General features: G+C 77.3%; 1 protein-coding gene and 1 pseudogene. Both read right to left on the reverse strand.

All coding sequences use genetic code 11. The annotated features are described in order from the left end of the window. Positions 1-957 (reverse strand): rod shape-determining protein (locus tag AB0J52_RS40165; RefSeq protein WP_500188433.1); only part of this gene is annotated, 957 nt, incomplete at its 3' end. 270 nt (positions 958-1227) lie between these two features. Further along, positions 1228-1505 (reverse strand): annotated as a pseudogene (locus AB0J52_RS40170) (hypothetical protein); the annotation flags it as partial.

The raw sequence follows: 1505 nt of genomic DNA on the forward strand, positions 1-1505 counted from the left end.
CACGGCGTCCTCGGCGTCGGGGGCGAGCGCGACCGGCAGGCCGGTCGCGTCCCGCAGCACCGCGGGCAGGCCCTTGAGGCGGGCGCCGCCGCCGGTGAGCAGCATGCCCGTCGGGATGATGTCGGCCGACAGCTCCGGCGGGCACAGCGCCAGCGCCGCCCGCACCGACCGGACGATCTCGCTGAGCGGACCGGCCACGGCCCGCGCCACGTCCGCCGACGACAGCACGGTCGCGCCCGGCAGGCCGGTCACGAGGTTGCGGCCGTGCACCACCATCCGGCGGGTCCGCTGCCGTCCGCGCGGGTGCACCGCGCCGACCTGCAGCTTGGCCTCCTCGGCGGTCTGCTCGGCGATGAGCAGCCCGTCCCGGTGCCGGACCAGGGCGGCGATCGCGCGGTTCAGCGCGTCCCCGCCCGCCAGCGAGTGGTGGGCGCAGATCAGGCCGCCCCAGGCGAGCACCGCGACGCTGGTCGCGGTCGCGCCGACGTCCACGACCATGGTCGCGTGGGCCCCCTCCACCGGCAGGTCCGCGCCGAGCGCGGCGGCCATCGGGGTCGGGACCAGGTGCGCCTGCCGGGTGCCGACCGCGTACAGCACCTCCCGCAGGGCCCGTTCCTGCACGTCGGTGAGGGTGGTCGGGACGGCCACCGCCAGCCGCGGCTTGACCAGGTACGGGCGTCTGCCCTGGGCGGCCCGGACCAGGCGGCGCAGCAGCCGGGCGGCGGGGTCGGTGTCGAGGGGGATGCCGGCCTGGAACGGCTGCTCGAAGCGGATCCAGGGCAGCGCGCGCTTGCGCATCTCGGCGGCCGAGTCCCCGGCGGCCAGGATCCGTCCGGTGCGCGCGCAGACCGCGAGCAGCGGCGGCTGCGTCAGGACCTTCCCGCGCCCCCGGACGTGCACCCGCACGCTGCGGGACCCGAGGTCGATGGCGATGTCGGGGGAGAAGACCGGGTTCATGGCCGCCGTCCTCCCGGTGGACGCCCGCCGGTCCGCCCTGGTCGGACGGCCGGAGGGCGGCGGGATCGGCGGAGGCGGGGGACCGGACGGGACGCCTGCGGCGCGGTGACAGCCATGATCGTTTCATGCCCGCGACGGGGTCGGTACCAGGTCAAAGCCCGCTCATAATTCGCCCCAAACCCGGCTCCCCGGCCGAGCCGGGCGCTGCGGGCGAGCCGGGCGGTCAGGACAGACGGGCCCGTCCGTCGCGGCGAGAACGGGCCCGGGCGGTCAGGGCAGCACGGGCCCGGGCGGGTCGAGCAGGGCGCGCGCCGCGGCGGCCCCGGACGGCTCCGGATGGTGCTCCGCCATCAGCGCCAGGACCCGCTCCGCCCACGGGTGCCCGGACTCGGCGAACAGCCCCAGCAGCCGCGCGAACTTGTCCCCGGGCCAGCCGGTGTACCCCAGCTCGGTGATGATCGCGTGCGGGGTGTGCAGGCCGCTCTCCATGCCCTCGGCGACCATGTCGATCAGCGCCCACGCGTCGGACCCGCCCGGCGCGGGCCCGG

The sequence above is a fragment of the Spirillospora sp. NPDC049652 genome (assembly GCF_040675125.1).
Classification (GTDB): domain Bacteria; phylum Actinomycetota; class Actinomycetes; order Streptosporangiales; family Streptosporangiaceae; genus Spirillospora.